Source organism: Curtobacterium sp. NPDC098951 (genome assembly GCF_044759965.1).
Classification (GTDB): domain Bacteria; phylum Actinomycetota; class Actinomycetes; order Actinomycetales; family Microbacteriaceae; genus Curtobacterium.
In genome coordinates, this window is record NZ_JBIWAG010000004.1 from 20,361 (window position 1) to 44,331 (window position 23,971).

Consider the following 23,971-nt stretch of genomic DNA (forward strand, 5'->3'; position numbering starts at 1 on the left):
CGGGCGAAATACGTCACACTCGCTGACCTCGACCGGCGTGTCACGCCCACTCGGCTTCCGACCGACGGCGTGTTCCGCCCACTGGAGCCCGTCGGGCACGTCGAAGCACGGCACCCCGAGGCAGCGCGTCGCACGGCCGCATCCGATCCCGGAGCCGCGCTGCGCCGCCGCGAGCGGGCAGGACGCGCCGCACGTGCGACGCCGAGCGGGCAGACAACGCCGGGTAGACCCGTCGAGGAGGACGTACTTCGCCCGCTCGAAGCGACACCGGGACCGACGCCCGGCGCGCCAGGCCAGGGACGGGCGCCCGGGGCGGACCGGCCGGGCAGCGCCGCGTCCGCTACGCCCCGACGGTGCTCTCGCGGACGACGAGGGACGGCGTCACCGTCGCCGAGACCGGCGCGCCACCCTCGATGAGGTCGAGGAGCGCGCGACCGGCCACCCGCCCGAGCTCCTCGAGCCGCAGGTCCACCGTGGTCAGCGGCGGCCGGCTCGCGAGCGCCATCACGTCCCAGTCGTCGAACCCGGTGACGGCGACGTCGTCCGGCACGGCCAGCCCGAGCTCGCGCAGCCGATCGCAGACGCCGCGCGCGATCTGGTCACTGCCGCAGACGATCGCGTCGACGCCGGGCCCATCCGGGGCAGACCCCACCCCGACCCCGGTCCCGATCCCAGCCCCGGTCCCGGTCCCGGCCCCGGCCCCGGTCGATCCGAGCCCCGCTCCCCGGGCCAACAGGTCCACCGCCTGCCGCCCCCACCGCTCCGACCACTCGCCGTACATTGGCTCCGCGACGAGGTGCGCACCGAGCACCTCGGCGGCACCGGACACCCGACGCACCGCCGAGCGGTGGCGCTCCGGCCCCGTGACGATCGCCACCCGGCGCCGTCCGGTCGACAGCACGTGCTCGGCGACCCGTGCCGAGCCGGCGGCATCGTCGAGGGTGACCGACACGTCGTCCGGGTCGGTCGAGGGCGTGAACGCGTACACGACCGGGATCGGCACGTCGATCGGCGGCCGGGCGTCGGCGGAGCGTCCGGTCACGATGATGCCGTCGACCCCACGGGCGGCGAGCGACCGGAGGTAGTGGGCTTCACGCACGTGGTCGTCGCGGGTGTCGCACAGCAGCACGGCCATCTGGCCGGCGGACAGGGCGTCCTCGGCGCCGAGCAGGACCGGGATCGAGAACCGGCCGAACGAGTCCGTCGTGATCATGCCCACTGTGTAGGTCCGGCCCGAGGAGAGGGCGCGGGCCCGGGCATCGCCGACGAACCCGAGCTTCTCGGCGGCGTCCTTCACCCGTTCGCGCGTCGCGTCCCGCAGCTGTCCGGTGCCGTTCAGGGCCTTCGACGCCGTACCGATCGACACGCCGGCGAGCGCGGCGACGTCCGTGATCCGGACGGTCCGCCCAGCACGCTCGAGAGTCACGGCAAACCCCTTTCCGAAAATGGGTACGGACGCAGGAAACTGATCATGACTATACGCAAGATGCGGGACAAAGCCCTTGCGCGCCTCCAGGTCGTGTCGTAACGTCCTCCGCAGAAACCGTTTTCCGCATGCACCACGCGATCGGACACGGACCGCAGTCACATCGCAAGGAGGCGACATGACCACCACGCTCGCGACCGACAGCCGCGCGCACACCGCGACCCCGGTCCTCCCGACCGCCGCCGCGCACCTGACGCTCCGTCCGCTGCCGACGGGCGACGCCCGCATCACCGGCGGCTTCTGGGCCCTGCGGCAGGAACGGAACGGCCGCGACGCGATCCGTGGCGGGTACGCCCTGCTCGAGGCGGCCGGCAACTTCCGGAACCTCCGCATCGCCGCCGGCCTCGAGGAGGGCGACGCGACGGGCCCGATCTTCATGGACTCGGACGTCACGAAGTGGCTCGAGGCCGTGGCGTGGGAGTACGGCCGTGCTCCCGCCGACGACCTGCTGGCACTCCAGCGCGAGGTCACCGCGCTGTACGCACAGGCGCAGGCCGACGACGGCTACCTCGACTCCGTCCAGCAGATCCGTGGGAAGGGCGAGCGCTACACGGACCTCAAGTGGAGCCACGAGATGTACTGCGCGGGGCACCTGTACCAGGCGGCCGTGGCACAGCACCGGGCGACGGGCGACACCGGGCTGCTCGACGTCGCGATCAAGAGCGCCGATCACCTCGTCCGCACGTTCGGCCCGGGCGACGACCACGAGCAGGACATCGACGGGCACCCGGTCGTCGAGATGGGCCTCGTCGAGCTCTACCGCGAGACCGGGAACCGCGACTACCTGGACCTCGCGCACTGGTTCGTCGACGCCCGCGGGACCGGGATCATCGAGCGCGCCGGCGGCGAGCCGACGTACTTCTCCGACCGGGTGCCGAGCCGACAGGCCACGACCGTCGAGGGCCACGCCGTCCGCGCGGTCTACCTCGCCGCGGGGGCCGTGGACGTCGCGATCGAGACCGGCGACACCGAGCTGCTGACCGCGAGCGAGACGCAGTTCGCGGACATGATGGCCACGAAGGCGTTCATCACCGGCGGCCTCGGGGCGCGCTGGGACTGGGAGGCGTTCGGCGACCCGTACGAGCTCCCGACCGACCGCGGCTACGCCGAGACCTGCGCGGCGATCGGCGGGATCCAGTGGGCTTGGCGCCTGCTCCTCGCGACCGGCAGGCCCGTCTACGCCGACGCGATCGAGCGCCTGCTGTACAACGCGTTCCTCGCGGGTGTGAGTCTCGCCGGCACCGAGTACTTCTACGTCAACCCGCTGCAGCAGCGGGACCACGCGCACCAGGACGAGAACCGCTCCCCCGCGCACGGGCGTCGCGGCTGGTTCGACTGCGCCTGCTGCCCGCCGAACATCATGCGGACGTTCGCGAGCCTCGACGGCTACCTCGCGACCCAGACCGACGGCAGCCTGCAGCTGCACCAGTACGCCACGGCCTCGCTCGGCCGCGTCGACGTCGAGACCGGGTACCCGCACGACGGCCGCGTCCGCGTGACGGTCACCGAGGACGGCCCGCTCGCCCTCGGCCTGCGCATCCCCGCCTGGTCGGACACCACGACCGTGCAGGGTCCCGACGGCACCGACAGCCCCGCCGCGGGGACGCTGCACGTCATCGACCGCGAGTGGACGGCCGGCGACACCGTCGAGCTCGTCTTCGACACGACCCCGCACCGGTACGTCGCCGACGCCAGGATCGACGCCGCACGCGGGCAGGTCGCCATCGAGCGCGGCCCGCTCGTGTACGCGGTCGAGCAGGCGGACCAGCAGGGGTTCACGGTCGACGACCTGACGGTCGACGCGGACGCGCCGACCACCGAGGAACGCCACGAGGACCTCCTCGACGGCGTCGTCACGCTGCGCGTCGCCGGGCACGCCCCGGCCGAGCACGTGCAGGCAGCGTGGCCGTACCGCCGACTGGACGGGCCGGGAGGCACGGATCACGCCGTGGACGCGACCAGCGTCGACGACGCGGCCGGGTCCACGGCGGCCGCCACGCGCCTCCAGGACGTCACCGCGACCGCGGTCCCGTACTACGCCTGGGCGAACCGCGGAGCCGCGCCGATGCGCGTGTGGCTCCCGCTGGCGCGGTGACCCGATGGACCGCAGAGCGTTCCTCGTCGGCGGTCTCGCCGGTGGGGCGGCCCTCGCCCTCGCGGGGTGCTCCGGCACCCTGCCGAAGGTCGACGCGCAGGTCGCGAGCTTCGGTCGGAACGCGACCGGCACCGTGCACGTCTGGTGCCGGTCCGCGACGCAGGCCGGCCTGACGGCGGCGGTCGCCGGGTTCAACAAGGCGAACCCGAAGCTCCAGGTCGAGCTGACGCCGGTGCCGGACGGGCAGTACGTCACGAAGCTCGCGACCGCGATCCGGGGTGGTGAGCCGCCGGACGTCGTGGACATCGACGACATCAACTCGCAGCTGTTCATCTTCCGCGAGGCCTTCGCCGACCTCACCGACGTCGTGAAGGGGCTCGACTACTTCGACGCCATCTCGCCCGGCCACCTGCGGCTGCTCGAGTACCGCGACCGGTACTACGGGCTGCCGTACCTGGCGGACAACTCGCAGCTGTTCGTCAACACCGAGCTGTTCGACCGGGCCGGCCTCGACGTCCAGGACTCGACGAAGGACCTCGACTCGCTGCTCGACGCCGCGACGGCGATCCGGAAGACCGGCGACGACGTGTACGGGTGGTCGATCGCCGGCAACTCGGCGGGGATCATCGGGTTCGTCACGCAGCCGCACGTCTGGGCCACGGGCGTCGACATGATGTCCGGCGAGGTCGGCGAGCAGACGGCGAACATCACCGGCAACGAGGCACTCGAGCGCATGCTCGAGTTCTACCGACAGCTGTGGAAGGACGGCGCGCTGTCGAAGGCGACCTTCGCGGACGCCGGGACCACGTGGGGTGCCGACTTCCGCGCCGGCAAGGTCGGCATCTTCCCGACCTCGTACGGTGCGACCGTGCCCGCGGCCACCAAGGCGTTGCGGGCGAAGATGCAGACGGTGCTCATCCCGTCGTGGGACGGCAAGCGGTCGTTCTTCGACGGTGGCGACAACATGTGCATCCCGAACGGGGCCGCGAACCCGTCGGGAGGCTGGGCGTTCATGCAGTACGCGAACGGGCTGCAGCAGCAGCAGGCGCTGCCGGACGGCGGGTACTTCCCGACGCGGTCCGACGCCGCGACGCCCGCGTACCGGAAGAAGTACCCGCTCGCGTTCGGCCCGCTCGACGCGATCGACAAGGGGTACGCGCCGCGGACGCTCGCCTACAACCTGCTCGTCAACCAGCCCTCGTCGCCGTACTTCGCCATGTTCCGCGAGGCGGTGTTCGGGTCCGGGGTCAGCGCCGCGATGCGGGCAGCACAGTCCGACTACACGCGGATCCTCGACCAGGTCCAGGCCTGAGCGTCGGTCGCTCGCGCGTCCGCTCGTCCGCTCGTCCGCTCGCCCGCTCGTTCGCTCGCTCGTTGCACAGAGAGGTGCAGACATGACCACCATCTCCAACCGACGGACCGGCGCTGGCCGCCCGACCGTCGGCCGTGGCACCAGCCGCCCGGGTCCGTCCCGGAACTCACTCACGCACCCGCCGCGCACCGGCGCCGTGCTCGTCACCCCGGCGATCCTGTTCGTCGCGGTGTTCGTCCTCGCGCCGCTCGTCTTCGCGCTCTACATCTCGTTCACGAACTGGCCCCTGATCGGGCCGTACCGGTTCATCGGGCTGCAGAACTACCTGACGCTGTTCCAGGACCCGACGTTCGTGCACGCCATCGGGTACACGCTGCTCTACACGGCGATCGTCACCGTGCCGATCCTGGCGCTCGGGTACTTCCTGGCCGTGCTGATCCGGGCCCGCCGACGCGGGAGCACCTTCCTGCGCACGGTGTTCTTCCTGCCGTACGTCGTCGGGCTGACCACGCTGTCGTTCATGCTCGTGCTCGAGGCGCAGCCGAACTCCGGCGCCGTGAACATGGTCCTGCGCTGGCTCGGCATCACCGACGGCAGCACCGCGTGGCTCGTGAACGGGCCCCTGGCGACGCTGCTCATCTGCGTGCTCGTCGTCTGGGCGGTGTCCGGTCTGACGATGGTGCTCGTGATGTCCGCCATGCAGGGCATCCCCGACGAGGTCTACGAGTCCGCGCAGCTCGAGGGCGCCTCGTGGTGGCAGACCGAGCGACTCATCACGATGCCGATGATCCGGTCGACCCTCGCCCTCAGCGCGATCATCTCGGTGATCGGGTCGCTCCTCGCGTTCAACCAGTTCTACATCCTGACCCAGGGCGGGCCGGGGACGGAGACCACGACGATCGTCAACGCGATCTACAACCGCGGCTTCGTGAACCTGCAGCTCGGCGCGGCGACCGCCGAGTCGATCGCCCTCGTCGTCGTCATCGCCGCCGTCACCGTGTTCCAGTTCTGGGCACTGCGAGAGAAGGACTGAGCCATGAGCACCACCGCTTCCCGTGCCGGCCTCGCGGCCCCGGACCTGTCCACCCGGACGCTGACCACCTCCGGGGACGGCCGACGTCGTCGCCACCAGGGCAGCGTGCGCCACCCCCGCGACACCGCGGTGAAGCGCACGCTGTACGTCATCGCCGGGGTCGGCGGCACCCTCGTCTTCGGGGTCCCGCTCATCTGGTCGATCCTGCGCGCGTTCCAGTCCGAGGCCGTCATCACGCAGGCGGCGGACCCCGCGACGTTCTTCCAGCTCGGGTGGCAGAACTTCGCCGCGGTCTTCAGCCCCTCGTCGCACCTGCTCACCGGCGTCGTGAACTCGCTCGTCGTCTCGATCGCCACGGCCGTGCTCACCGCCGTGATCGCGACGATGGCCGGGTACGGGTTCGCGCGGTTCCGGTTCCGCGGGTCCGGCATCGTCTTCGGGCTCGTGCTGCTGACGATGATGGTGCCGTTCCAGGCCATCCTCACGCCGCTGTACCTCGAGATGAACGCGATGAAGCTGACGAACTCGCTCGTCGGGCTCGTGCTCTTCTACACGACGGTGAACCTGCCGTTCGGGGTGTTCGTGATGCGGAACGCGTTCGAGTCGATCCCCACCGAGCTCGAGGACTCGGCGTTCGTCGACGGCGCCTCCGACCTCGCACGGTGCTCCGCTGCCCAGTCCGTGCGAGGTTGCCCGCTCCGTGCGGCGCAGGGGCCGACCTCGCACGGTGCCGCGCGGCCCAGTCCGTGCGAGGTTGCCCGCTCCGTGCTGCGCTACGAGCAGGCACGGAGCGGGCAACCTCGCACCGGCCGACGGAGCTCGCACCGTGCGGCTACCGGCCGACGCCATCCCGACTGATCCGCCGCGCACCGGTCGACGCACCCGGCACCGGCCGACGAACTCCGCACCGTGCCGTTCCCGCGGAGGAAGTCCGGCGCCTGACACCGGGAGGACGAAAGCGCACGGTGCGCTGTTGTCCGCTCCGTGCTGCGCAGGGCCGGCCTCGCACGGTGCCGCACTGCTCAGTCCGTGCGAGGTTGCCCGCTCCGTGCAGCGCTACAAGCACGCACGGAGCGGGCAACCTCGCACCGACCGACGGACCTCGCACCGTGCGCCGCGCCCGCCGCAGCCCGCGCTCCGCAGCCCGCGCTCCCCAACCCAACCCCGCGCCCCAGCGCCCCAGCGCCCGCGCGCCCTACGCGCTCCGGCGCACCACGAGCTCGGGCGCGAGGAGCCGGTCATCGTGGGACCGCCCCTCGACGAGCGCCCGGACGGAGTCGAGCACCCGCTCCCCCATGGCCATGAAGTCCTGCCGCACCGTGGTGAGCGGCGGGGTGAAGTGCGCCGCCTCCGGGATGTCGTCGAAGCCGACCACGGCGATGTCGTCCGGGACGCGGAGCCCCTCCTCCGCGAAGGCGTGGAGCACGCCGAGCGCCATCTGGTCGTTCCCGGCGAAGACGGCGTCCACGGTGTGCACATCGATCGACTGCGCCGCACGGAAGCCGCTCGCGGGCGTCCAGTCGCCAGCGAGGACGACGGGTTCGAGCCCCCGGTCGGTCATGACCCGTTCGTAGGTGGCGCGGCGGACCTCGGCCTCCTGCGACACGGACGGACCGGCGAGGTGCACGATGCGCCGGTGCCCGCGTGCGAAGAGGTGGTCGAGGGCGAGTACCGCCCCGGAGGCCTGGTCGATGGCGACCGCGGCGACGTTCGGCGCCGCTCCGGTCCTGACCGCGTCGGGCTGCACGGCGTTCGCCACCACGACGGGGACCGTCACGGGGACGACGAGTGAGGCGAGCGCATCGAGCACGCGGTTGTCGGCGGCGACCAGCACGACCGCGGCGACGTCCTGCGCGAGGAGCGAGGCGAGCGCCCCGGAGAGGTCGGCGGGCACGGGGTCCTCGGGCAGTGTGGACAGCAGCACGTGGTACCCGGCGGTGCGCGCGGCACGTTCGAAGCCGATCGCCGTGCTCGACGGACCGTACAGCGCGTCGCCGGTGCTGACGATCCCGAGCGCCCGGCTCCGCCCGCCGGCGAGTGCCCTGGCCGCTGCTCGCGGACGGTAGCCGAGCTCGGTCACGGCGGCCGCGACCTGCTCCCGGAACTGGTCACGCACGGTCGGGTCGCCGTTGATGACGCGGGAGACGGTCTGGTGCGACACCCCGGCGCGCTCGGCGACGTCGAAGATCGTCGGCGCCTTGTGGCGCTTGCCCCCGGGGGCCGTCGTGTTCGTCACGTCGCAACCGTACCCCCGGCACTCGCAACCGACGAAAGGTCGCGAAACGATCACGACGAGTTGACACCCCGTGAAACAACCCACATGATGTGAGCGCTCACTTTGAGCAGCACCCACGGGCCACAGCAGCCCACACCCAGCGCGTCGAGGACGACGTGAGAGGAACAAGAGGTACTTCGATGATGAAGCGCAAGATCGCAGCGGGGATCGTGGCCGTCGGGCTGGCAGTCAGCCTGGCCGCATGCTCCGCAGGGGGACGTGGAGCGACCGGCAGCGGTGACGGTGGCGGCGACAACAAGGGCGCCCTCGTCGGCGTCGCGATGCCGACCAAGGTCTCGGAACGCTGGATCAAGGACGGCAACGCCGTCAAGAGCGACCTCGAGAAGGCCGGCTACAAGGTCGACCTCGAGTACGGCGACAACAAGGTCCAGCAGCAGGCGCAGCAGGTCAGCAACATGATCACGAAGGGCGCGAAGGTCCTGATCATCGCGTCCATCGACGGCGGAGCGCTCTCCGACCAGCTCGACGCCGCCGCGAAGGCCGGCATCAAGGTGATCTCCTACGACCGCCTCCTCACGGGCAACAAGAACGTCGACTACTACGTGTCGTTCGACAACTACAAGGTGGGCGTCGACCAGGCCACCAGCCTCCTCACGGGCCTCGGCGTCCTCGACGCGGACGGCAAGAAGACCAGCGAGAAGGGCCCCTTCAACATCGAGGTCTTCGCCGGCTCGCTCGACGACAACAACGCCGGGTTCTTCTTCAACGGCGCGATGGACACCCTGAAGCCGTACCTCGAGGACGGCACGCTGAAGATCCAGTCCGGCCAGGACCAGCTCTCGCAGGCCGCGACGCAGCAGTGGGACCCGGCGACCGCCAAGGCCCGCATGCAGAACCTCATCGCGAAGTCGTACTCCGGCGGCACGACGCTGAACGGCGTCCTCTCGCCCTACGACGGCATCTCGATCGGCATCATCTCGGCCCTGCAGGGCGCCGGGTACGGCTCGGGTGACCGACCGCTCCCGACGATCACGGGCCAGGACGCCGAGCAGGCCAGCGTGAAGTCGATCATCGCCGGTCAGCAGTACTCGACCATCTACAAGGACACGCGCAAGCTCGCCAAGCAGTCGGTCACCATGGCCGAGGACCTGCTCACCGGCAAGAAGCCCGAGGTCAACGACACGAAGAGCTACGACAACAAGGTCAAGGTCGTCCCGACCTACCTCTTCCAGCCGACGATCGTCACCAAGGACAACTACAAGGAAGTCCTCGTCGACTCCGGCTACTACACCGAGGCCGACCTGAAGTAGTCCCCTTCACCTTCGGGACTGGAGGCGCGGTGCGAGCCCGCACCGCGCCTCCAGTCCGTCATCACCAGCGCGCACACGCGCGCACGACGGAAAGGCGGTCCGCATGGCGGACACCATCCTCGAGATGCGGGACATCACCAAGACGTTCCCCGGGGTCAAGGCGCTGCAGGGGGTCTCGATCGAGGTCGAGCGTGGCCAGGTCCACGCGATCTGCGGTGAGAACGGCGCCGGCAAGTCGACCCTGATGAAGGTGCTGTCGGGCGTCTACCCGCACGGCTCCTTCGACGGCGAGATCCTGCTCGACGGCGAACCGGTCGCGTTCTCGAACATCAACGACTCCGAAGCGGCGGGCGTGGTGATCATCCACCAGGAGCTCGCGCTCAGCCCGTTCCTGTCGATCGCCGAGAACATCTTCCTCGGCAACGAGCAGTCCAAGGGCGGCTTCATCGACTGGAACAAGACGAACCTGGCGGCCGCCGAGCTCCTGCAGCGCGTCGGCCTCAAGGACAACCCGGTCACGAAGATCGTCGACATCGGCGTCGGCAAGCAGCAGCTCGTCGAGATCGCGAAGGCGCTGTCGAAGAAGGTGAAGCTCCTCATCCTCGACGAGCCCACCGCGGCGCTGAACGACGACGACTCGGCGCACCTGCTCGACCTCATCCGGTCGCTGCAGGCCGAGGGCATGACGGCGATCATCATCAGCCACAAGCTCAACGAGATCAAGGCGATCGCGGACAAGGTCACGATCATCCGCGACGGCAAGACCATCGAGACGCTCGACATGCGCGCCGACGAGGTCTCCGAGGACCGCATCATCCGCGGGATGGTCGGCCGCGACCTGTCGAACCGGTACCCCGAGCGGGAGAACCCGGTCATCGGCGAGGAGCTCCTCCGCATCGAGGACTGGACCGTGCACCACCCGCTCGACGGCTCCCGCGAGATCATCCACCAGGCGAACCTCGACGTGAAGGCCGGCGAGGTCGTCGGCATCGCCGGGCTGATGGGCGCCGGACGCACCGAGCTCGCGATGAGCGTCTTCGGGCAGTCGTACGGGTCGGGGATCAGCGGCACCGTCTACAAGCGCGGCAAGCCGATCAAGACCCACACCGTGACGCAGGCCATCGACAACGGCATCGCGTACGTCACCGAGGACCGCAAGCGCTACGGCCTCAACCTCATCGACGACATCAAGCGGAACATCTCCGGGTCGGCGCTCGGGAAGCTCGCGAACTGGGGCTTCGTCAACGCGTCCGAGGAGACCACCGTCGCCGGAGGATTCCTCCGCAGCCTCAACATCAAGGCACCGAACGTCGACGTCGTCACCGGCAAGCTCTCCGGCGGCAACCAGCAGAAGGTCGTCCTGTCGAAGTGGATGTACGCCGACCCGGACGTGCTGATCCTCGACGAACCCACGCGCGGCATCGACGTCGGCGCGAAGTACGAGATCTACACGATCATCAACCAGCTCGCGGACCAGGGGAAGGGGATCATCGTGATCTCGTCGGAGCTCCCCGAACTCCTCGGCATCTGCGACCGCATCTACACGCTCTCCGAGGGCACGATCACCGCCGACGTGCCCCGCTCCGAGGCCACGCCCGAGGTCCTCATGCAGTACATGACCCAGGAACGGGAGACCCCTGTCAATGAACGCGCTTAAGTCCGCCGCCGGCTACCTCACCGGGCAGCTCCGACAGATCGGCCTGTTCATCGCGCTGATCGTCATCGTCATCTTCTTCCAGGTGACGACGAACGGCATCACGCTGGCCCCGATCAACGTCTCGAACATCGTCGTCCAGAACAGCTACATCCTGATCCTCGCGATCGGCATGGTGATGGTCATCATCGCCGGGCACATCGACCTGTCCGTCGGGTCGGTCGTCGCCTTCACCGGTGCCATGTCGGGCGTCATGATCACGCAGTGGGGCCTCCCCTGGCCGATCGCCGTCGTGCTCTGCCTCGTCGTCGGTGCGCTCGTCGGGGCCTGGCAGGGGTTCTGGATCGCCTACTTCGGGATCCCGGCCTTCATCGTGACCCTGGCGGGCATGCTCGCCTTCCGCGGTGCGGCGCAGATCGTCCTGCGGAACCAGCAGATCTCGCCCTTCCCCGAGGGCTTCCGGTCGCTCGGCTCCGGCTTCCTGCCGTCCTTCGGCACGACCGGGTACGAGCCGCTCACGATGATCCTCGGGTTCGCCGCGGCCGCGGTGATGGTGATCGCGGCGTTCCGCGGCCGCATCACCCGTCGCAAGTACCAGCTCGAGAGCGAGCCGTTCGTCTGGTTCATCGTGAAGACGGCGTTCGGTGCCGGGCTCGTGATCTACGTGGCACTCCTGCTCGCCAGCTACAACGGCACCCCGATCGTGCTCGTCGTGCTCGGCGCCCTCGTGGTGATCTACTCGGTCGTCATGCGGAGCGCGGTGTTCGGCCGCCACATCTACGCGATCGGTGGCAACGCCCTCGCCGCGCAGCTGTCCGGCGTGAAGACGAAGCGCGTGACGTTCCTGCTCTTCGTGAACATGGGCGTCATCTCGGCCCTCGCGGGCGTGGTCTTCACGGGCCAGCTGAACCTCGCGGCGCCGGGTGCCGGCAACGGGTTCGAGCTCGACGCCATCGCGGCCGTGTTCATCGGCGGCGCTGCCGTCACCGGTGGCATCGGCACGGTGCCGGGAGCCATCGTCGGTGGTCTCATCATCGGCATCCTGAACAACGGCATGTCGATCCTCGGCGTCGGTACCGAGTACCAGTCGCTCATCAAGGGCCTGGTGCTGCTCGCCGCCGTCGCGTTCGACGTGTTCAACAAGCGCCGGGCGGCGTCCGCCCGCAAGTAGGGACGCGCGTTCGCGTCGCGCGCGTTCGCGTCGCGCGCGTTCGCGTCGCGCGCGCCCCGTCGCGCGCGTTCGCGTCGCGCGCGTTCGCTTCGTGAGCAGAAATGGTCGGGTCCTCTCCGGGGACCCGACCATTTCTGCTCACGATCCGGAGAGCACGGCCCAGCCGGCAGCCGGGAGGCGCAGGGTCCCGTCCCCGACGTCGGCTCCGCCCGCCTCCACGCGCGTCGCACCCGCTGTGGGCAGGTCGACGGGATCGGGCGACAGGTTCAGGGCGGTCACCACCGCCCGCTCCGAGGTCGCGGTGCGCAGCACGACCGCCGTGTTCGTGAGGTGGACGACGTCGGTGTGCGCCCGGTGCAGCCAGGGCTCGCGGCGACGGAGGGCGATGAGCGCCTCGTACGCGTGCGTGAGCTCCACGGGCTCGAGCGGACCGGCCGGGAACTCCGGGCGGACGGCGTCGTCCCCGCCGACGCGCTCCTCCTTCACCCCCGTCCAGCCGTACTCGTCACCGGCCCAGACGCTCGGGGTCCCGGCGACCGTGAAGAGGACGGCGACGGCGTGCCCGGCGAACCGCTCCCCCACGGCGCTCGCGATGCGCGTCACGTCGTGGTTGCCGACGAACGTGCTCGGCGCCTGCGCGGCCAGCAGTGCGTCGTGCCGTTCGACGGCGTGCGCGAGCTCGAAGCAGTTCCGGTCGGCGATGCCGTGCCAGATGCCCTGCCAGAGCTCGTACTGCGTGGTGGAGTCGACCGTCGAGGCACGGACGAACGCAGCGGTGTCGCCGTGGATGACCTCGCCCGTGAACCAGGCGTCCGGGAAGCGCTCCCGGACGCGCGGCAGCACCCGGGCCCAGAACGCCGTCGGCACCGCGTAGGCCGCGTCGAGTCGCCAGCCGTCCACGCCCCGTGCGAGCCAGTGCGTCATCACCTCGACGACGAGGTCCTCGGTGGCGCGGCTGCCGTGGTCGAGCGCGACCAGGATGTCGTGCCCCTCGAACAGTCCCACCGGCACGTCGACTCCGGGCGACCAGCCGGCCCAGTCGATCGCGAACAGATCCGCCGTCCGTGCGTCCGGGCCCTGCTCCTCGAGCGCGCGGAAGGCCGGGTGTTCCCGCCCCACGTGGTTGAACACCCCGTCGAGGAGTACCCGCACGCCGCGCTCGTGCGCCGCCGCCACCAGGCGGTCGAAGTCCTCGTCGTCGCCGAGCCGCGGGTCGATCCGGAAGTGGTCGACCGTGTCGTACCCGTGCGTCGAGCTCCTGAAGACCGGACCGAGCAGCAGCCCGTTCAGCCCGAGGTCCACGACGTGGTCGAGCCAGGCCTCGATGCGCTCGAGGCGGTGCTCGACGGGCCGGTCCGCGACGGCGGTGTCCGGACGGACCTCGGCGCCCACGAACCCGAGCGGGTAGACGTGCCACCACATCACGTGTTCGACCCAGGCGGGTTCGTGCGGGCGGGCGGCATCGGGAACGGGGTTCACCGACCCGATGCTGCCAGCCGTGCCTGGGCTGGGTGCGCAACCGGACAGCGGGGAGAGGATGGGCGCATGGGACGCGCGATCAGGACCGAGGCGGACGCGACGGCGAACGCGGCCGAGCACGCCGAACGCACCTGCGCGTCGTGCGGGCGTCGGATGCCCGCGTCCGCGGCTCCGGACGCGAAGTACTGCTCGGCCGCGTGCCGGAAGCACGGCGTCGACGCGACCGACCGGGCGCTCGAACAGCGGATCGACGAGCTGCTCGCAGCGCGCTCCCGGTCATCCAGCATCTGCCCGTCGGACGCCGCTCGGGCACTCGACCCGGACGGTTGGCGCGACCTGATGGAACCGGCGAGACGTGCCGCCCGCCGCATGGTCGCGCGCGGCGAGGTCGAGATCACGCAGCACGGCAGCGTGGTCGATCCGTCCACGGCGAAGGGCCCGATCCGGATCCGACGCCCCCGGTAGGGAACACCTGTCGGGCGTGAGCGTTGCACCCGGGGATGACACTCGACACCGCACCGACCGACGTCCGTCCCGAGGCCCTCGTCGTGGGCGCCAGCGGCATCACCGGCTCCGCACTGGTGGACCACCTGCTCGGCCTCGGCTGGGCCGTCACCGCGCTCTCCCGGCGCCCGCTCCCCCGCGACGGAGTCCGGACCGTGGCCGCCGACCTGCGCGACCCGGACTCGCTTCGCACCGCCCTCGCCGGCGAGCGCCCGACGCACGTGTTCTTCACCGCCTGGCAGCGCCAGGAGACCGAGGCCGAGAACATCCGCGTGAACGGCGGCATGGTCCGAGACCTGCTCGCCGCGCTCGACCACGCGCCGCTCGCGCACGTCGCCCTCGTCACCGGGTTGAAGCACTACCTCGGTCCGTTCGAGGCGTACGCGGCGGGCGAGATGCCGGACACGCCCTTCCACGAGGAGGAGCCGCGGCTCGACACCCCGAACTTCTACTACGCGCAGGAGGACGAGCTCTTCGCGGCCGCCGAGCGACAGGGCTTCACGTGGTCGGTGCACCGCTCGCACACGGTCATCGGGCACGCGGTCGGCAACGCCATGAACATGGGCCTGACCATCGCCGTGCAGGCGACCCTGGCGAAGGAGCTCGACCTCGACTTCGTCTTCCCCGGCAGCGCTGAGCAGTGGAACGGCCTGACCGACATGACGGACGCCGGCCTCCTCGCGGAGCACATGGTGTGGGCGTCGACGACCCCGGCGGGAGCCGACCAGGCGTTCAACATCGTGAACGGCGACGTGTTCCGCTGGCGCTGGATGTGGCCCCGGCTCGCGGCGCACCTCGGCGTCGACCCCGCCCGCGTGGTCGGCTTCGAGGGTGAGCCCCGCCCGCTGGAAGCGCAGATGGCCCCGTACGAGTCCGCGTGGGCCGGGATCGCCGAGCGCCACGGGCTCGCCGAGCCGGACATCACCCGCCTCGCCTCGTGGTGGCACACCGACGCCGACCTCGGTCGCGCGATGGAGGTCGTGACGGACATGGGCAAGAGCCGCGACGCCGGCTTCACCGCGTTCCGTCGGACCGAGCGCGCCTTCGCCGAGCTGTTCGACCGCTACCGGGCCGACCGCCTCGTCTCCTGATCCGTACCCCGACGGAAGCAACCGGGGTACACCAACCTGCGCCCCGGCCGCGAACCCCGCGGTGGCGCCTGGTTGTCTTCGTGGCACAGGCGCCGGGGACCCTCGGCGGTTCCCGGAGGAAGGAAGACACCATGTCGCTCGGAGACAAGGCCAAGGACGCCACCCAGAAGATCGTCGGCAAGGTCGAGGAGGCCGTCGGCAAGCACACCGACGACGCCGAGCTCAAGCACCAGGGCCAGAAGGACCAGGCCATGGGCGAGGCACGCCTCGAGACCGAGAAGGCCAAGGACAAGCTCGACGGTCACTGAACCCGTCGAACCACGTAACGCCCGCGCCGTCCGGCGCGGGCGTTCGTCGTTCCGTGCGATCAGAAGGCGTAGCGGATCCGGCAGCTCGGGAGGTGCTCCGCGACGAGCTCGCGGAAGCGCTCGACCAGCGTCCCCTTCATCCCGGAGCGGTACCGGACGTTCACCGCACCGTTCTGGGACACCTTCTGCTCCTGCAGGTCCGGACGCCAGAGGAGTTCTTCGGCCTTCGGGTGCCAGCCGAGGTTCACCTCGTGCAGCGCCTCGTTGTGGGTGAGGAAGATGACCTCGGCCGCGAGCTGCGCCTTCGCCGCCGGTGACAGGACGTCGTCGACCTGTCGGAGCAGCTCGGTCCAGTCGGCCTCCCACGTCGGCGTGACAACGACGGGTGAGAAGTTGAGGTGGACCTCGTACCCGGCGTCGACGAAGTCGTTCACCGCGGCGATCCGTTCGGCGACCGGGCTCGTCCGGATGTCGGTGACATTGGCGGTCTCGTGCGGCATCAGCGAGAACCGGATGCGGGTGCGTCCCACCGGGTCCCAGTCGAGCAGGTCGCGGTTCACGTACTTCGTGGCGAAGGACGCCTTCGCCGTGGGCGACATCCGGAACAGGTCGCAGAGGTCGCGCACGTTGTCGCTCAGCATCGCGTCCACCGAGCAGTCGCTGTTCTCCCCGATGTCGTACACCCACGCGTCCGGGTCGCACTGGTTCGGTTCGGTCTTCGGCCCCTGCTTCGCGATGTTCCGGGCGACGTGCTTCGTGATCTGGTCGATGTTCGCGAAGACCGTGACGGGGTTGCTGTAGCCCTTGCGCCGCGGGACGTAGCAGTACGCGCACGCCATGGCGCAGCCGTTCGCCGTCGAGGGGGCGATGAAGTCGGCGGAACGCCCGTTCGGCCGGGTCACGAGGGACTTCTTCACGCCGAGCACGAGCGCCTCGGTCTTGATGCGCACCCACCGCTGGACGTTGCGCTCGTCGCCGTGCACCTCGGGGATGTTCCAGTGCGAGGCGACGGGCACGATCTCGGCGTCGGGCCAGCGTCCGACGAGCTCCTGCCCGCGCTGCAGCTCGAGGGCGGCGGGCTCGGCGTAGATCCGGCGGACGTCGAGCAGGGGGCGCGGGTGGGGTGCGGGCATCCCCGCCGTTCTACCGTGCGCCCCTGACACCGCCCACCGGATCCGCGCGCTGACCGTTCCGGTTCGCGATCCCCGGGGATCTCGAACCGGAACGGTCACCACCCCGGACGAACGCGGCGTCCGCTGCGAGACTCGAGGACATGACCGCGACCCCCGACGACCACTTCTTCGTCGTCGACGGCCCGCGGTGGCGACGGACCGATCCCGCGCTCCCGGAGGACGTCGCCGCAGCGCTCCGGTCCCATCTCGGCCGGGGTCGCAACGCGGTCGGGCAGGCCAGGCGATCGGGCGACGAGGACGCCCTCGCGGCCGCGCGGCACCGCAACGGCCTCGCGAAGCACGGGCTCGGCGAGCGCGGGCCCGAGTGGTGGAGTCGCCCCGAGGCCGACCGGATCGCCGACGCACGAACGGCCCTGGCCGAACTCGACGCGCTCGACGGACTCCGTCGCGCGCCGTAGGTCAGGGGCGGTACTCGTCGGGCTGCTTCGGGGTGGAGGTCGGGGGTGCGCCCGCCCCGACGACCCCGCCGGACCCGAACGAGGTCAGCACCCCCGCCAGCACGTGGAGTGCCGTCGCGACGACCCGCCCCACCGAACGCAGTACCTGCACCATCGCGACCCCCTCGGTCCCTGTCCGTCCGCTCAGCGTAGCCCGATCAGGCCTCGGTGTGGCCGAGGTCCGGCTCGACGCGGAGGCACACCGTGCGGGACGCGGCGGCGTGCAGCTCGAGGACGACGACGTCGTTCCGCCCGGCGCGGAGCACCGGTCCGGGGACGGCCAGGGTGCGCTGCGGCCCGCGGGACCAGTACCGGCCGAGGCAGAACCCGTTGACCCAGGCGACGCCCTTCCGGAAGCCGTCGAGCGACAGGTACCGGTCGTCGGGCTCTGCGAGGTCGAAGGACCCCGTGGCGAACGTCGGTCCGGCCAGCACGTCGCCGTCGGTCGCGAGTGCGTCGCTGAGCATCGTCCGGGCCGACTCGGGCAGGGGGTCGAGGGCGAGCGGCGACGCGGTCCACCGGGCGAGCGGCACACCGTCGACGGCGACCCCGCCGATCAGGCCCTTCGGCTCGCCGATGCGCGGGCCGTAGTCGACGCGGCCCTGGTCCTCGACGAGGAGCTCGAGCGTGCCGGTGACCGGCGGCAGCGCGATCGCGCGGTCGTGGTGCTCCCGCTCGAGCACGCCGACGACGGTACCGTCGACGGAGACCACGGCGCGGTCGCGGACCTCCTCGCCGACGGTGAGCACGCCGCCGGCCGGCAGGTCGACCTCGGTCCGGTGCACGACGAAGCCCGAGGCGGCGCCGAGCGCGTCGAACGTCGGCGGGACGTCGTGCGAGGACCAGTCGGTGAGCGCCGGGAGCAGGGCGCGCAGGGACGTGACGCGGTCGAGGCGGACGGCGACGTCCGCGGCGGGGGTGGGCCGCGCCTCCTGGACCGCCGCGTCGGACCCGCCGGACGCGACGGAACCGCCGGACGCGACGGATCCGCCGGACGGGTCGGACGCGAGCCGTCCGGATCCACCCGGACGCATCGAGTCGGGCAGCGGCGGCACGGGCGCGTAGCGCTCGATGACCGAGCGGAAGGCGTGGAACTTCTCCGTCGGACGCCCGGCCTCGTCGAGCGGGGCGTCGTAGTCGTACGACGTCGCGATGGGGCGGTACACGCCCTTGTCGTTCGCACCGTTCGTGAAGCCGAAGTTCGTGCCGCCGTGGAACATGTAGATGTTCACCGAGCCGCCGGCGGCGAGCAGGTCGTCGAGGTCCGCGGCGCTGTCGGCGGCCGAGGTCGTGTGGTGGTGCTCGCCCCAGCTGTCGAACCAGCCGTCCCAGAACTCCGAGCACATGAGGGGGCCGGTGGGCTGGGCCTCGCGGAGGCGTGCCAGCCGGGCGACGGACCGCGAGCCGAACGAACCGGTCTTGTGCAGCGAGGGCAGCGACCCGTCCTCGAGCATGGTGCCCATCGGCTGGTCGACGCTCGTGAACGGCACGGTGAGGCCGATCGCGCGGTGCATCTGCTCGAGCTTCGACAGGTAGACCGGGTCGGAGCCGTACGCGCCGTACTCGTTCTCGACCTGCACGAGGACGATGGGCCCGCCGGCGTCGATCTGCCGTGGGACGAGCACGGGGGCGAGCTGCTGCAGGTAGGTCTCGACGGCTGCGAGGAAGCCGGGCTCGTCGCGGCGGACCCCGACGGTGCCGTCGGCGAAGAGCCAGTACGGCAGACCGCCGTTCGTCCACTCGGCGCAGATGTAGGGGCCGGGGCGGACGATGGCGTGCATGCCCTCGGCGGCGACGAGGTCGAGGAAGCGGCCGAGGTCGAGCCCGCCGGTGAGGTCGAAGACGCCGGGCGACGGAGCGTGCGCGTTCCAGGCGACGTAGGTCTCGATGGTGTTGAGCCCCATCAGCTTCGCCTTGCGGATCCGGTCGGCCCACAGGTCGGGGTGGACGCGGAAGTAGTGGATCGCGCCGGACAGGATCCGGTGCGGCTCGCCGTCGAGCAGGAAGTCGGTGTCGCCGATGGCGAAGCGCATGGGGGAACTCTCTCAGGAGACGGGGCCGTGCGGAAGGATCCGCACGGCCCCGGGTCGAACTGGTGTGGTGACTACTTGGACGAGACCGTGAAGCCCTGGTCCTCGCCGTACTTCGCGAGGGCCTTCTGCCACGCGGCGAGCCCGCTCTCGAGCGAGGTGCCGTTCTCGTACGACTGGCCGACGGTGTCGGCGTAGACGCTGTTCGCGTACACCTGGTACGGCAGGTAGGTGAAGTCGTTGGTCGACGACTTCGACGCGTCGACGAGCACCTTGTTGATCTGCTGGCCGCCGAAGTACTCGGGCTTCTCGTCGAGGAAGGCCGAGGACTCGAGGTCCGCCGTGGTGGACGGGAAGCCGCCGGACTTCATGAAGACGCCGGTCGACTCCTTCGAGGAGTTCAGCCACTTCAGGAAGCCCGCCGCGAGCGCCGGGTTCTTCGACTGCTTCATGACCGCCTCGGCGCTGCCGCCGTTGTTCGCGGTCTGGGCGGTGCCGCCGTCGTAGGTCGGCATCGGCGCGACGCGCCAGTCACCGCTCGCGTCCGCGACGCTCGCCTCGAGGTTGCCCGGCATCCAGGCACCGGTGATCAGCGTGGCGATCTGGCCGTTGCCGAGCTGCTTGTACCAGTCGTCGCTCCAGCCGACGGTCTTCGACAGCAGCCCCCGCTCGACGAGCTGGTCCCAGGTCTTGGTCCACTTCTTCGTGCCGGCGTCCTCGAGGTTGATCGTGACCTTGTCGCCCTTCGTGGTGAAGGGCGTGCCGCCGGCCTGGGCGATCATGCTCGTGGTGAAGCCCGCGTCGCCGGAGTCGGCCGCGATGTACGCGTCCGGGTCGGCGGTGTGCAGCTTCTTCGCCGCGGCGACGTACTCGTCCCACGTCTTCGGCACGGAGATGCCGTACTTGTCGAAGACGGCCTTGTTGTAGAACAGCGCCATGGGGCCCGAGTCCTGGGGCAGACCGTAGATCTTGCCGTCCATGTCGACGGAGCTCCACGTGCTGGCCGCGAACTTGTCCTTGAGGTCGCCGAACCCGTACGACGACAGGTCGAGGAGCGAGTCGGACAGGGCGAACTGCGGGAGCGCGTAGTACTCGACCTGGGCGACGTCCGGGGCACCGGAGCCGGCCTTGATCGTGTTCTGCAGCTTCGTGTACTGGTCGGCACCGGTGCCGGCGTTGACGAGCTTGACCTTCACCTTGGGGTAGGCCTTCTCGAACGCGGCCACCTGGTCCTTGGCGGACGGGGTCCAGGACCAGTAGGTCAGCGTGCCGCCGTCCTTGAGGGCCTTCGAGATGTCGTCGGACGAACCGCCGGACGAGGAGCCGCCGGAGGCGCAGGCGGCGAGGGCGACGGCTGCGGTGACGCCGATGGCGACGGCGCTGAGGCCGCGCCGGAGACGCTTGTTCATGGAGGTGCCTTTCACTTCTTCGTGGAGAGGGGGTGGAGCTGCTGTGTGCCGGGCCGGCAGGCGCGTGGCGGGGTCGCCCCGCGCCTCCCGGCCTGACGGGTCAGGCCTTGACGGACCCGGCCGCGAGGCCGGACTGCCAGAAGCGCTGGAGGAAGAGGAACGCGACCACGATCGGGATGATCGTGAGGAGCGATCCGGTGACGACGAGGTTGTAGATCGGCTCGGCACCGGACCCGGTGGCCTGCGCGTTCCACTGGTTCAGGCCGACGGTCAGGGGGTACCACTTCGGGTCGCTCAGCATGATGAGCGGCAGGAAGTAGTTGTTCCACGTGGCGACGACCGCGAAGAGCAGGACGGTGACGACACCGGGAGCGAGCAGACGGAGCGCGATCGTGAAGAAGATGCGGAACTCGCCGGCGCCGTCCATGCGGGCGGCCTCGAGCAGTTCGGCGGGGATGGCGTCCACCGCGTAGGTCCAGATGAGGTACATGCCGAACGGGCTGATGAGCGAGGGCAGGATGATCGCCCACGGGGTGTTCGTCAGGCCGAACTGCGAGAAGAGCAGGAACGTCGGGACGGCGAGGGCGGTGCCGGGGACGGCGATCGCGCCGAGGACCACAGCGAACACCGCGCGGCGGCCGGGGAACTGGAACTTCGCCATGCCGTAGCCGGCGATCGTGGCGAGGAGCGTCGCACCGCCGGCGCCGACGACCACGTAGAGCAGCGTGTTGCCGAGCCACTGGACGAAGATGCCGTCGTTGTACGTGAGCGTGTCGACGATGTTCTGCCAGAGGTTGAACTTCCCGCCGAACCACAGACCGAAGGTGGACAGGAGCGAGGCCTGCGTCTTCGTGCTGTTCACGAGCAGGTAGAACAGCGGCGCGAACGAGTAGACGACGAACACGATCATCACGGCGGTGAGGAGGCCGGAGCGCTTCGGCCTGCGGCCGTCGACGTGCTGCTCGGCCTTCCGCTCGGCACGCCGGGAGGCGCGGGTCGACCGGGTGCGCGGGTCACGGAGCGTCGTGGTCGCTTCGGTCACGGTGGCCGGGCCGGTCGCGCCGGTCGCCGGGTGCTGCAGGGTGCTCATCGGTTCTCCTCGCGGGTGCCGCGGACCTGGACGACGTAGGCGATCACCGCGGTGATCACGCCCATGACGATCGCGACGGTGGCGGAGTAGTTGAACTGCTGGCCGCTGAAGGACAGCGAGTAGGCGTACATGTTCGGGGTGAAGGCGCTGCCGATGACGTTCGGGGCGAGCGTCTTCAGCAGGTTCGGCTCGTTGAAGAGCTGGAAGCTGCCGATGATCGAGAAGATCGTGGCGATCACCATCGGGCCGCGGAGCGCCGGGAGCTTGATCGAGAACACGGTGCGCATGGGGCCCGCGCCGTCGAGCTCGGCGGCTTCGTACAGCTCACCGGGCACGGTGCGGAGCGCGGCGTAGAAGATCAGCATGTTGTAGCCGAGGAACTCCCACGTGACCACGTTGCCGATCGACGTGAGGACCCAGTCCGGGCTGAACGGCTGCAGCAGGTCGATGCCCAACGCGTGGTTCGCCGTGCCGGTGAGGCCGAACTGGTTGCCGTAGATGAAGCCCCAGATGAGCGCCGCGACGACACCGGGAACCGCGTAGGGCAGGAACACCGCGATGCGGAAGAACGACGTCCCCCAGAGCCGGGCGCTGTCGAGCGCGAGGGCGGCGACGAGGGCCAGGCCGAGCATGATCGGGACCTGCACGACGAGGAACACCGCGACGCGGCCGAGGCCCGACCAGAACTTGGCGTCCTGGAAGAGCTGCACGTAGTTGGCGAACCAGACGAACTGGTTGCCGCCGATGAGCTGGTCGCGGAACAGACTGAGCCACAGCGCGTACCCGATCGGCACGATGAGCATCGCGACGAGCACGAGGACGAAGGGGCCGACGAAGAGCCATCCCGTGTAGCGGCCGCGCGGCCTGGCGCGGCGCCGCGGTGGCACGGCCGGCGCGGTGGCTCCGGCTGCGCGCGCTTCCAGCGTGCTCATGTGACTCCCTTGTCGTACGGTGTTCCGGTCCGTCGATGTTGACGTCAACATCGAACGCCGCGACGATAGCATGGCAACGTCAACATGCGCTACCGTCTGGGGACTGCAGGGCAGATCGCCCGGAACCGGAGGGGCATCGTGACGACCGAACTGGCGGCTGCGGCCGCCGCACGTCGCTCCCCGTCGATGGCCGCCGTGGCCGAAGCCGCCGGGGTCTCCATGCAGACCGTCTCCCGGGTCGCCCGCGGGTTCGACAACGTCTCCCCCGACACCCGCGACCGTGTCCGGCGTGCGATGGACGACCTCGGTTACCGGCCGAACCGCGCCGCCCGGGCACTGCGCTCCGGGCGCTTCCGCACGATCGGCGTGATCATGTTCACACTCGCGTCGTTCGGCAACATGCGCACCCTCGAGGCGATCGCCGACGCAGCGGGTGCCGCCGACTTCACCATCACGCTGCTGCCGATGGCCTCACGCACCGAGGAAGGCGTCCGCTCGGCCTTCTCGCGACTGCACGAGCAGGCCGTCGACGGCGTGGTGATCATCATCGAGTCGCACATCATCGACACGGCCGAGGTCGTCCTGCCCGACGGCGTCCCGATGGTCGTGGTCGACTCCACCGGCACCACACAGCACCCCGCGATCGACACCGACCAGGCCGACGGCGCCCGCCGGGCCACGCAGCACCTGCTCGACCTCGGCCACGAGACCGTCTGGCACGTCGCCGGGCCCGAGTCGTCCTACTCGGCCGCCCGACGGCTCGCCGCCTGGCAGGCCACGCTCGAAGCCGCCGGGCGGCCCGTCCCGCCGGTGTTCCGCGGCGGCTGGGGTTCCGAGTCCGGGTACCGCGCCGGGCAGGAGATCGCCCGGCGCCCCGAGATCACCGCGGTGTTCGCCGCGAACGACCAGACCGCGCTCGGGGTCCTCCGTGCGGCGCACGAGGCCGGGCGCCCCGTGCCCGGGACCCTCAGCGTGGTGGGCTTCGACGACTCGCCCGAGTCCGACTCGTTCTGGCCGCCGCTCACCACCGTGCACCAGTCCTTCGACGAGGTCGGTCGTCGTGCGGTCACGAACCTGCTGTCCCAGATCGACGGGCAGCCCGTCCGGAACGAGGCCGATCTCGTCCCGGTGCGCCTGGTCGTCCGCTCGAGCACGGCGCCGCCGCCCGCCTGACGCCGGGCAGGGTGTGGCTGCACGTCAC

The 23,971-nt window shown here is 70.5% G+C and carries 21 protein-coding genes; 12 read left to right on the top strand and 9 right to left on the bottom strand.

Annotated features, from left to right (window positions below; all coding sequences use genetic code 11):
• Positions 1-340: 340 nt before the first annotated feature.
• Entirely contained in the window at positions 341-1,426 is a 1,086-nt protein-coding gene (locus ACIQUC_RS12520) for a LacI family DNA-binding transcriptional regulator (protein ID WP_402267328.1), read from the bottom strand.
• A gap of 178 nt (positions 1,427-1,604) precedes the next feature.
• On the opposite strand from ACIQUC_RS12520, the gene ACIQUC_RS12525 reads away from it, so the two are divergent.
• The 4 genes from ACIQUC_RS12525 to ACIQUC_RS12540 all read left to right on the top strand — a co-directional run bounded on the left by ACIQUC_RS12525 (position 1,605) and on the right by ACIQUC_RS12540 (position 6,784).
• Entirely contained in the window at positions 1,605-3,581 is a 1,977-nt protein-coding gene (locus ACIQUC_RS12525; RefSeq protein ID WP_402267331.1) for a glycoside hydrolase family 127 protein, read from the top strand.
• A gap of 4 nt (positions 3,582-3,585) precedes the next feature.
• Positions 3,586-4,893 carry an ABC transporter substrate-binding protein gene (locus ACIQUC_RS12530; protein WP_402267334.1) on the top strand — a complete coding sequence of 436 codons (1,308 nt, stop codon included), beginning with the start codon at positions 3,586-3,588 and terminating at the stop codon, positions 4,891-4,893.
• An 82-nt stretch (positions 4,894-4,975) separates the two neighbouring features.
• Positions 4,976-5,926, top strand: coding sequence for a carbohydrate ABC transporter permease (locus ACIQUC_RS12535; RefSeq protein WP_402267336.1), 951 nt, complete (start codon positions 4,976-4,978; stop codon positions 5,924-5,926).
• Between the two features lie 3 nt (positions 5,927-5,929).
• On the top strand, positions 5,930-6,784 hold the full coding sequence (locus ACIQUC_RS12540) for a carbohydrate ABC transporter permease (protein ID WP_402267338.1): 855 nt from the start codon (positions 5,930-5,932) through the stop codon (positions 6,782-6,784).
• Positions 6,785-7,121: 337 nt separating this feature from the next.
• Here ACIQUC_RS12540 and ACIQUC_RS12545 read toward each other — a convergent pair whose 3' ends face one another.
• Entirely contained in the window at positions 7,122-8,162 is a 1,041-nt protein-coding gene (locus tag ACIQUC_RS12545) for a substrate-binding domain-containing protein (protein ID WP_022907419.1), read from the bottom strand.
• Positions 8,163-8,341: 179 nt separating this feature from the next.
• Here ACIQUC_RS12545 and chvE point away from each other — a divergent pair, with 179 nt between their 5' ends.
• From chvE to mmsB, 3 genes are all read left to right on the top strand, one after another.
• Positions 8,342-9,472 carry a multiple monosaccharide ABC transporter substrate-binding protein gene (gene chvE / locus ACIQUC_RS12550; protein WP_022907420.1) on the top strand — a complete coding sequence of 377 codons (1,131 nt, stop codon included), beginning with the start codon at positions 8,342-8,344 and terminating at the stop codon, positions 9,470-9,472.
• Positions 9,473-9,575: 103 nt separating this feature from the next.
• Positions 9,576-11,129, top strand: coding sequence for a multiple monosaccharide ABC transporter ATP-binding protein (gene mmsA, locus ACIQUC_RS12555; RefSeq protein ID WP_022907421.1), 1,554 nt, complete (start codon positions 9,576-9,578; stop codon positions 11,127-11,129).
• Positions 11,116-12,297 carry a multiple monosaccharide ABC transporter permease gene (gene mmsB, locus ACIQUC_RS12560; protein ID WP_022907422.1) on the top strand — a complete coding sequence of 394 codons (1,182 nt, stop codon included), beginning with the start codon at positions 11,116-11,118 and terminating at the stop codon, positions 12,295-12,297. The genes mmsA and mmsB overlap by 14 nt, the downstream gene beginning before the upstream one ends.
• A 138-nt stretch (positions 12,298-12,435) precedes the next feature.
• Here mmsB and ACIQUC_RS12565 read toward each other — a convergent pair whose 3' ends face one another.
• Entirely contained in the window at positions 12,436-13,719 is a 1,284-nt protein-coding gene (locus ACIQUC_RS12565; protein ID WP_402268005.1) for an alpha-amylase family glycosyl hydrolase, read from the bottom strand.
• A 123-nt stretch (positions 13,720-13,842) separates the two neighbouring features.
• Here ACIQUC_RS12565 and ACIQUC_RS12570 point away from each other — a divergent pair, with 123 nt between their 5' ends.
• The 3 genes from ACIQUC_RS12570 (at position 13,843) to ACIQUC_RS12580 (ending at position 15,679) form a co-directional block, all read left to right on the top strand.
• On the top strand, positions 13,843-14,241 hold the full coding sequence (locus ACIQUC_RS12570; RefSeq protein WP_022907424.1) for a DUF3253 domain-containing protein: 399 nt from the start codon (positions 13,843-13,845) through the stop codon (positions 14,239-14,241).
• A gap of 35 nt (positions 14,242-14,276) precedes the next feature.
• Positions 14,277-15,371 (top strand): SDR family oxidoreductase, encoded by a 1,095-nt coding sequence (locus ACIQUC_RS12575; RefSeq protein ID WP_402267344.1) that lies wholly within the window; start codon positions 14,277-14,279, stop codon positions 15,369-15,371.
• 131 nt (positions 15,372-15,502) lie between these two features.
• Entirely contained in the window at positions 15,503-15,679 is a 177-nt protein-coding gene (locus ACIQUC_RS12580; RefSeq protein ID WP_022907426.1) for a CsbD family protein, read from the top strand.
• A gap of 59 nt (positions 15,680-15,738) precedes the next feature.
• On the opposite strand, the gene ACIQUC_RS12585 is transcribed toward ACIQUC_RS12580, so the two are convergent.
• The gene (locus ACIQUC_RS12585; RefSeq protein ID WP_402267347.1) at positions 15,739-16,812 is read right to left on the bottom strand and encodes a spore photoproduct lyase family protein; all 1,074 of its coding nucleotides are present in this window, start codon (positions 16,810-16,812) and stop codon (positions 15,739-15,741) included.
• Between the two features lie 140 nt (positions 16,813-16,952).
• Between ACIQUC_RS12585 and ACIQUC_RS12590 the strand changes: the two genes are divergently transcribed.
• Positions 16,953-17,270, top strand: a complete 318-nt coding sequence (locus ACIQUC_RS12590; RefSeq protein ID WP_402267349.1) for a biopolymer transporter Tol — start codon at positions 16,953-16,955, stop codon at positions 17,268-17,270.
• 1 nt (position 17,271) lies between these two features.
• Here ACIQUC_RS12590 and ACIQUC_RS12595 read toward each other — a convergent pair whose 3' ends face one another.
• The 5 genes from ACIQUC_RS12595 to ACIQUC_RS12615 form a co-directional block, all read right to left on the bottom strand.
• On the bottom strand, positions 17,272-17,424 hold the full coding sequence (locus ACIQUC_RS12595) for a hypothetical protein (protein ID WP_402267351.1): 153 nt from the start codon (positions 17,422-17,424) through the stop codon (positions 17,272-17,274).
• 43 nt (positions 17,425-17,467) lie between these two features.
• A complete protein-coding gene (locus ACIQUC_RS12600; RefSeq protein WP_402267354.1) occupies positions 17,468-19,342 on the bottom strand; it encodes a beta-galactosidase family protein in 1,875 nt (624 codons plus the stop codon).
• 71 nt (positions 19,343-19,413) lie between these two features.
• Positions 19,414-20,748: an ABC transporter substrate-binding protein gene (locus tag ACIQUC_RS12605; protein ID WP_402267357.1), complete on the bottom strand. Its 1,335-nt coding sequence runs from the start codon at positions 20,746-20,748 to the stop codon at positions 19,414-19,416.
• 100 nt (positions 20,749-20,848) lie between these two features.
• Complete coding sequence (locus ACIQUC_RS12610; protein ID WP_022905754.1) at positions 20,849-21,838, bottom strand: carbohydrate ABC transporter permease; 990 nt, start codon at positions 21,836-21,838, stop codon at positions 20,849-20,851.
• Positions 21,835-22,770, bottom strand: a complete 936-nt coding sequence (locus ACIQUC_RS12615; RefSeq protein ID WP_402267360.1) for a carbohydrate ABC transporter permease — start codon at positions 22,768-22,770, stop codon at positions 21,835-21,837. The genes ACIQUC_RS12610 and ACIQUC_RS12615 overlap by 4 nt, the downstream gene beginning before the upstream one ends.
• 186 nt (positions 22,771-22,956) lie before the next feature.
• On the opposite strand from ACIQUC_RS12615, the gene ACIQUC_RS12620 reads away from it, so the two are divergent.
• Positions 22,957-23,943 carry a LacI family DNA-binding transcriptional regulator gene (locus tag ACIQUC_RS12620; protein WP_402268008.1) on the top strand — a complete coding sequence of 329 codons (987 nt, stop codon included), beginning with the start codon at positions 22,957-22,959 and terminating at the stop codon, positions 23,941-23,943.
• The last annotated feature ends 28 nt before the right edge of the window (positions 23,944-23,971 follow it).

What these genes read in the sequence shown, in the direction of transcription:
- ACIQUC_RS12585 (WP_402267347.1), bottom strand. Translation starts at nt 16,812, where the DNA reads ATGCCCGCACCCCACCCGCGCCCCCTGCTCGACGTCCGCCGGATCTAC.
- ACIQUC_RS12620 (WP_402268008.1), top strand. Translation starts at nt 22,957, where the DNA reads ATGGCCGCCGTGGCCGAAGCCGCCGGGGTCTCCATGCAGACCGTCTCC.
- mmsB (WP_022907422.1), top strand. Translation starts at nt 11,116, where the DNA reads ATGAACGCGCTTAAGTCCGCCGCCGGCTACCTCACCGGGCAGCTCCGA.
- ACIQUC_RS12575 (WP_402267344.1), top strand. Translation starts at nt 14,277, where the DNA reads ATGACACTCGACACCGCACCGACCGACGTCCGTCCCGAGGCCCTCGTC.
- ACIQUC_RS12590 (WP_402267349.1), top strand. Translation starts at nt 16,953, where the DNA reads ATGACCGCGACCCCCGACGACCACTTCTTCGTCGTCGACGGCCCGCGG.
- ACIQUC_RS12535 (WP_402267336.1), top strand. Translation starts at nt 4,976, where the DNA reads ATGACCACCATCTCCAACCGACGGACCGGCGCTGGCCGCCCGACCGTC.
- ACIQUC_RS12595 (WP_402267351.1), bottom strand. Translation starts at nt 17,424, where the DNA reads ATGGTGCAGGTACTGCGTTCGGTGGGGCGGGTCGTCGCGACGGCACTC.
- ACIQUC_RS12525 (WP_402267331.1), top strand. Translation starts at nt 1,605, where the DNA reads ATGACCACCACGCTCGCGACCGACAGCCGCGCGCACACCGCGACCCCG.
- ACIQUC_RS12530 (WP_402267334.1), top strand. Translation starts at nt 3,586, where the DNA reads ATGGACCGCAGAGCGTTCCTCGTCGGCGGTCTCGCCGGTGGGGCGGCC.
- ACIQUC_RS12540 (WP_402267338.1), top strand. Translation starts at nt 5,930, where the DNA reads ATGAGCACCACCGCTTCCCGTGCCGGCCTCGCGGCCCCGGACCTGTCC.
- ACIQUC_RS12580 (WP_022907426.1), top strand. Translation starts at nt 15,503, where the DNA reads ATGTCGCTCGGAGACAAGGCCAAGGACGCCACCCAGAAGATCGTCGGC.
- ACIQUC_RS12565 (WP_402268005.1), bottom strand. Translation starts at nt 13,719, where the DNA reads ATGTGGTGGCACGTCTACCCGCTCGGGTTCGTGGGCGCCGAGGTCCGT.
- mmsA (WP_022907421.1), top strand. Translation starts at nt 9,576, where the DNA reads ATGGCGGACACCATCCTCGAGATGCGGGACATCACCAAGACGTTCCCC.
- ACIQUC_RS12600 (WP_402267354.1), bottom strand. Translation starts at nt 19,342, where the DNA reads ATGCGCTTCGCCATCGGCGACACCGACTTCCTGCTCGACGGCGAGCCG.
- ACIQUC_RS12615 (WP_402267360.1), bottom strand. Translation starts at nt 22,770, where the DNA reads ATGAGCACGCTGGAAGCGCGCGCAGCCGGAGCCACCGCGCCGGCCGTG.
- ACIQUC_RS12610 (WP_022905754.1), bottom strand. Translation starts at nt 21,838, where the DNA reads ATGAGCACCCTGCAGCACCCGGCGACCGGCGCGACCGGCCCGGCCACC.
- ACIQUC_RS12570 (WP_022907424.1), top strand. Translation starts at nt 13,843, where the DNA reads ATGGGACGCGCGATCAGGACCGAGGCGGACGCGACGGCGAACGCGGCC.
- chvE (WP_022907420.1), top strand. Translation starts at nt 8,342, where the DNA reads ATGATGAAGCGCAAGATCGCAGCGGGGATCGTGGCCGTCGGGCTGGCA.
- ACIQUC_RS12605 (WP_402267357.1), bottom strand. Translation starts at nt 20,748, where the DNA reads ATGAACAAGCGTCTCCGGCGCGGCCTCAGCGCCGTCGCCATCGGCGTC.